The organism is Citrobacter sp. W9 (genome assembly GCF_026719375.1).
Classification (GTDB): domain Bacteria; phylum Pseudomonadota; class Gammaproteobacteria; order Enterobacterales; family Enterobacteriaceae; genus Citrobacter; species Citrobacter werkmanii.
This window is the reverse complement of sequence record NZ_JAPPTE010000047.1, coordinates 1-5,708: the sequence shown is the minus strand read 5'-3', so window position 1 is coordinate 5,708 and position 5,708 is coordinate 1. Positions and strand designations below refer to the sequence as shown.

Below are 5,708 nucleotides of genomic sequence, written 5' to 3'. Positions count from 1 at the left end.
TTATAAATTCTCGGACACACTAAAATGGTGTTGTCTAGGTGTCTATTAAATCGATTTTTTGTTATAACAGACACCCACTGTCCGATATTTGATTTAGGATACATTTTTATGCGACTTTTTGGTTACGCACGGGTATCAACAAGCCAGCAGTCCCTCGATATTCAGATCAAGGGGCTTAAAGAGGCGGGGGTGAAAGCCAGTCGCATATTTACCGACAAAGCATCCGGCAGTTCTACCGACAGGAAAGGACTGGATCTGCTGCGAATGAAGGTGGAGGAAGGTGACGTCATCCTGGTGAAGAAACTCGACCGGCTTGGCCGCGACACTGCCGATATGATCCAACTGATAAAAGAATTCGACGCTCAGGGAGTCGCGGTCCGATTCATAGACGACGGGATCAGCACCGACGGTGAAATGGGGAAAATGGTTGTGACCATTCTTTCAGCTGTAGCCCAGGCCGAACGCAGGAGGATTCTGGAGCGTACGAACGAAGGACGGCAGGAGGCCAGGCTGAAAGGTATCCGGTTTGGCCGAAAGCGCATCATCGACAGAAATAGTGTACTGGCACTTCATCAGCAGGGAACTGGTGCAACAGATATTGCCCGCCGGCTCAGTATTGCCCGTTCCACTGTTTATAAAATTCTGGAAGATGAGAGCCGGGTTAATCTGAGCAAAATTTGAGGACGAACATGAGTGATGTAAAGGCATTCAACAATTGCATGAGTGTGTTCTGGCGACAGCATGAAGCCGAATTCTCTCGCTTTCTGACATCGAAGACAGGTGATAGCGAAAAAGCAGCAGACCCGGAGAAGACGAAGGTGATTATCGTGACGCTTGCCGAAACGACACCTGTACTGGAAGCCGCTAACCTGCAGCAGGATCTACGCCGAGCTGGCATCGAGCCGTGGGCATGGGTCGTTAATAACAGCCTGGCAGCTGCTCAACCGTCTTCGCCTTTCCTGAAGATCAGGGCGAACCGCGAGCTGCCTCTCATCTCTGATGTGGAAGAGCAGTATGCAAAGCGTATTGCATTAACAGCGCTACAGAGCGAAGAGCCGGTTGGTATTGACCTGCTGGAAGAAATGGCGAAGTAATAATGAAGGGGGCAAATGCCCCCTTCGTCTTTATTTCAGTCTTTTACCTGAATCATCAACGACTTTTTCACCGTCTTCCTTGGTGAAAGCCGCTTTCTGGGCATCTGGAAGGATATCGAGAACAACCTCTGAAGGACGGCAAAGTTTAGTTCCCAGTGGCGTCACTACGATCGGACGGTTGATCAGAATCGGATGCTGTAGCATAAAGTCGATGAGCTGGTCGTCAGTAAATTTATCTTCTGCAAGACCCAGTTCCTCATACGGCTCGACGTTCTTACGCAGCAAAGCCCGGACGGAAATGCCCATATCCGCAATGAGTTTGAGCAGCTCATCGCGTGAAGGTGGAGTCTCAAGGTAAAGAATAACGGTCGGCTCGATACCGCTGTTGCGGATCATCTCCAGCGTATTACGCGACGTGCCGCAGGCTGGGTTGTGATAAATGGTGATGTTGCTCATATCAGTATCTCATTACAAAGTGAAAGAGAGACGTAGCGCCAGCGCGGCCAGCGTTACAAACAGCACAGGCAGAGTCATGACGATCCCGGTGCGGAAATAGTATCCCCATGTGATGGTCATGTTCTTCTGTGAAAGGACATGCAGCCAGAGCAACGTTGCCAGGCTACCAATAGGTGTAATTTTCGGTCCAAGATCGCAGCCAATCACGTTGGCAAAAATCATCGCCTCTTTGATAACGCCTGTTGCAGTGCTGCCATCAATAGAGAGAGCACCAACCAGCACGGTAGGCATATTGTTCATGATGGAAGAGAGGAAAGCCGTCAGGAAGCCAGTACCAAACGTCGCGGCCCAAAGTCCTTTATCTGCCAGCACGTTCAACACACCGGAGAGGTATTCTGTTAGTCCGGCATTACGCAGACCATAGACCACCAGATACATTCCCAGAGAGAATATGACGATCTGCCATGGCGCACCGCGAAGCACTTTGCCAGTGTTAATGGCATGGCCTCGCTTCGCCACCGCAAACAGAATGACAGCCCCTACAGCAGCAATCGCACTGACCGGGATACCCAACGGCTCAAGGACGAAAAAGCCAACCAGAAGAAGGATCAACACTATCCAGCCGGTTCTGAAGGTTGCCAGATCTTTAATCGCTTTTGCCGGTGCTTTCAGGAGAGCCAGGTCGTAAGTTGGCGGAATATCTTTGCGGAAGAACAGATGCAGCATCACCAGCGTGGCGATAATGGCTGCGATATCCACCGGCACCATTACCGACGCATACTCAGTGAAACCCAGCCCAAAGAAGTCTGCAGAAACGATGTTAACCAGGTTGGACACGATAAGCGGCAGACTGGCCGTATCGGCAATAAACCCGGCGGCCATGACAAATGCCAGCGTAGTGCCTTTGCTGAAACCTAATGCAAGCAGCATGGCGATAACAATTGGCGTCAGAATCAATGCCGCACCATCGTTGGCAAACAGTGCCGCCACCGCTGCGCCGAGCAAAACGATATAGGTAAACAGCAAACGCCCGCGACCGTTACCCCAACGTGAAACGTGCAGCGCCGCCCATTCGAAAAAGCCCGATTCATCGAGCAGAAGGCTGATAATAATCACGGCAATAAAGGTCGCCGTCGCATTCCAGACAATATTCCACACTACAGGGATATCACCAAAATGGACTACGCCAGAGATCAGCGCCAGTACCGCGCCCAGCGTCGCACTCCAGCCGATCCCTAATCCCTTCGGTTGCCAGATAACCAAAACGATGGTCAGGACAAAAATAGCGCCTGCCAGTAACATAAATCCTCCAGACAGGACGGCTTTGCCGCCCTGTATATACAAAAAAAATTAAACAACCAGCTCTCTGAGTTTCTCGATGCCAGTGGGCTCTGCAGCCATTACCGGTACTAACGCTATGCGGCTTGCATGCTGGTTTTTCACAACCTCGATTTGAGGACGCTCTTGTAGGGCGCGCTGGCAAAGCAGCGGCGATTGCGTCTGTGCAATCGAAAGGCTGTTATTGATAATCCAGCCCCAGGGATGAATCCCCGCACGTTCAAGATCGGACTGCAGGTTTGCCGCTTCCAGTACAGGTGTGGTTTCAGGCAGAGTGACCAGCAAAACTTTGGTACGTTCCTGGTCCTGAAGCTGCATCATCGGAGTGGTAAAATGACCTTTATCCCCCATCTTCCTGGCAATCTCACGGTGATAAGCCCCGGTAGCATCAAGCAGTAATAGCGTATGCCCGGTAGGTGCCGTATCCATGACCACAAACCGTTTGCCAGCTTCACGAATTACGCGTGAAAACGCCTGGAACACCGCAATCTCTTCTGTGCAAGGAGAACGTAAATCCTCTTCGAGCAGCCGTTTCCCAGCCTCATCCAGATCCCTGCCTTTCGTCTCAAGAACATGCTGACGATAGCGTTCAGTTTCATCGTGAGGGTTGATTCGGCTGACCTGCAGATTTTTGAGGCTGCCATTGAGCGTTGTACTGAGATGTGCAGCAGGATCTGAGGTGGTGAGATGCACATCAAAACCCTTATCCGCCAGACTGACGGCGATAGCCGCAGCCATTGTGGTTTTGCCCACACCACCTTTGCCCATCAGCATAATCAAACCGTGTTCACTGCGGGCGATATCATCAACCAGGACAGACAACGACATATTCTCTGGCTTGTTCTGTGGGCTTTGTTCAGGAAGCGATGTTATCTCAGCGTGTTCGTTGAGCAGGCCTTTCAATGCGGATACACCAACCATGTTCAGCGGCTGCAGGTATAAGTTGTCTGTCGGCAAATCAGATAACCCGGCAGGAAGATTTGCCAGCGCCTCTTGCTCCCGTTGCCATATTGCAGCGGCCAGTGCATCACGTTCTGCTTCGCTCGCAGGCAGGACACCGTTAATGACTAAATACTGATTTTTAAGGCCAATAGCTGATAATTCGTCATGAGTACGAGCGACTTCCTGCAGTGTTGATTTTTGCAATCGCGCGACCAGCACAAGGCGAGTTCGTTCAGGATCGGATAATGCCTCAACCGCATGAGCATATTGCTCGCGTTGTTTTTCCAGCCCAGCCATTGGACCAAGACAGGAAGCACCATCCGGGTTACTTTCGATGAAGCTGCTCCAGGCTCCGGGAAGCTGAAGAAGGCGAATAGTGTGGCCAGTTGGGGCAGTATCAAAAATGATGTGATCAAAGCGGGTCAGCAGAGAAGCGTCAGTCAGTAAGCCAGTAAACTCGTCGAATGCAGCGATCTCTGTCGTACAAGCTCCTGAAAGCTGTTCACTGATGCTGTTAACAACGTCATCAGGCAAAAGACCTTTAATAGGGTCAACGATTCTGGCGCGGTATTGCTGGGCGGCGTCCTGCGGGTCAATCTCCAGAGCCGAAAGACCAGACACAGCAGTCACGGGCTGGATAGTGTTACCGATAGTCTGATCGAATACCTGACCGACATTGGAAGCCGGGTCGGTACTGACAAGCAGAACACGCTTTCCCAGTTCAGCCAGACGTATAGCCGTTGCGCAGGAAATCGAAGTTTTGCCTACACCTCCCTTACCGGTGAAAAACAGGTAAGACGGGATATTCTCTAAGAATTTCATATGTCCTCCTGACATACTCAACAACAGGAAGTTTTACCACCACAGCAACTGGTGGAAGCTAAACCCACCTTTTCCAGCGGTATACCAAACCAGCGAGCCAGTTCAGCGCGTTTTGGGTATCGCCCGGCCATCACCGTTTCACCATCAAGCAACAGCAGCGGAAGCCCTTCAGCTCCAGAAGCCTCAAGGAATGCTTTCGCTTTTTCGTTCTCAACGAAGCTCATAGGCTGCTGCGCCAGGTTATAACGTTCGATCTGAACCCCACGCCCTTTCAGCCATTGCACATCAGCAGAAAAATTGACCAAAACCTGATCGACATCTGAACCACAAACGCCGGTACTGCAGCACATCGCCGGATCAAACACCGTTAACATTTTCATCTTTAACACCTCATATTCGTAAAAACATATATGTACAGGCAAAATTTTTAGATACAAACAGCCTTACCGCTGCCAGAGCAGTTGGCCGATGCCAGCTTACGGGCGATGGCCTGTACGTCGTCCTGTTGACTTAACCAGGCCTGCTCAATCACCAGGGCAGCCCAGGAAGGAATATGCGGGGATAAGCGATAATGAACCCATTTCCCCTGCTTGCGATCCAGCAACAGGCCACTTTCCCGAAGCATCGCCAGATGGCGGGAGGTCTTGGGTTGTGATTGTTCCAGCGCTGTGCAGAGATCGCATACGCACAGCTCCCCCATCTCCCTGAGCAGTAGCACGATACCCAGGCGGGTTTCATCAGATAGTATTTTGAAAAGTTGTAGGGATGCAATTTCTGGCATTATGTACTCCTGCTATGAATGGGTATTGTCTCTCCACCAAAACAAGAAGTCAAAATCATATGTGTTTTCTCGCATGTGAGTGCAGGTGTCACTATGCGGTTGAAAAACGACCTGATGTGCGATCGTTACGTTAGTTGGGTAGGTAAAAAAGTCATTTGAGGCTAAAACATTGCTTAGTGCGGGCTTTCAGTTCATAGAGAAGAATGAATAATATCAATTATAACAATTGGTTATTTCCTTAGCGTACGTTTTCGTTCCATTGGCCCTCAGACCCC

7 protein-coding genes are annotated in these 5,708 nt (G+C 50.5%); 2 read left to right on the top strand and 5 right to left on the bottom strand.

The genetic code is table 11. The features are described from left to right. Positions 1-108: 108 nt before the first annotated feature. The gene (locus OOJ59_RS27500; protein WP_001556711.1) at positions 109-681 is read left to right on the top strand and encodes a recombinase family protein; all 573 of its coding nucleotides are present in this window, start codon (positions 109-111) and stop codon (positions 679-681) included. 8 nt (positions 682-689) lie between these two features. After that, positions 690-1,094 carry an ArsA-related P-loop ATPase gene (locus OOJ59_RS27495; protein ID WP_004118313.1) on the top strand — a complete coding sequence of 135 codons (405 nt, stop codon included), beginning with the start codon at positions 690-692 and terminating at the stop codon, positions 1,092-1,094. Positions 1,095-1,124: 30 nt separating this feature from the next. Here the strand turns inward: OOJ59_RS27495 and arsC are convergent, their stop codons facing one another. From arsC to arsR, 5 genes are read right to left on the bottom strand one after another with little or no spacing between them, the layout of a single operon-like run. Beyond that, complete coding sequence (arsC, locus tag OOJ59_RS27490; RefSeq protein WP_000065758.1) at positions 1,125-1,550, bottom strand: glutaredoxin-dependent arsenate reductase; 426 nt, start codon at positions 1,548-1,550, stop codon at positions 1,125-1,127. 12 nt (positions 1,551-1,562) lie between these two features. After that, positions 1,563-2,852, bottom strand: coding sequence for an arsenite efflux transporter membrane subunit ArsB (gene arsB, locus OOJ59_RS27485; RefSeq protein WP_000922630.1), 1,290 nt, complete (start codon positions 2,850-2,852; stop codon positions 1,563-1,565). Positions 2,853-2,900: 48 nt separating this feature from the next. Further along, positions 2,901-4,652 carry an arsenite efflux transporter ATPase subunit ArsA gene (gene arsA, locus OOJ59_RS27480; RefSeq protein WP_001556710.1) on the bottom strand — a complete coding sequence of 584 codons (1,752 nt, stop codon included), beginning with the start codon at positions 4,650-4,652 and terminating at the stop codon, positions 2,901-2,903. 17 nt (positions 4,653-4,669) lie between these two features. After that, on the bottom strand, positions 4,670-5,032 hold the full coding sequence (gene arsD, locus OOJ59_RS27475; protein WP_000783215.1) for an arsenite efflux transporter metallochaperone ArsD: 363 nt from the start codon (positions 5,030-5,032) through the stop codon (positions 4,670-4,672). Positions 5,033-5,079: 47 nt separating this feature from the next. After that, entirely contained in the window at positions 5,080-5,433 is a 354-nt protein-coding gene (gene arsR / locus OOJ59_RS27470) for an As(III)-sensing metalloregulatory transcriptional repressor ArsR (RefSeq protein ID WP_001114073.1), read from the bottom strand. Between the last annotated feature and the right edge of the window lie 275 nt (positions 5,434-5,708).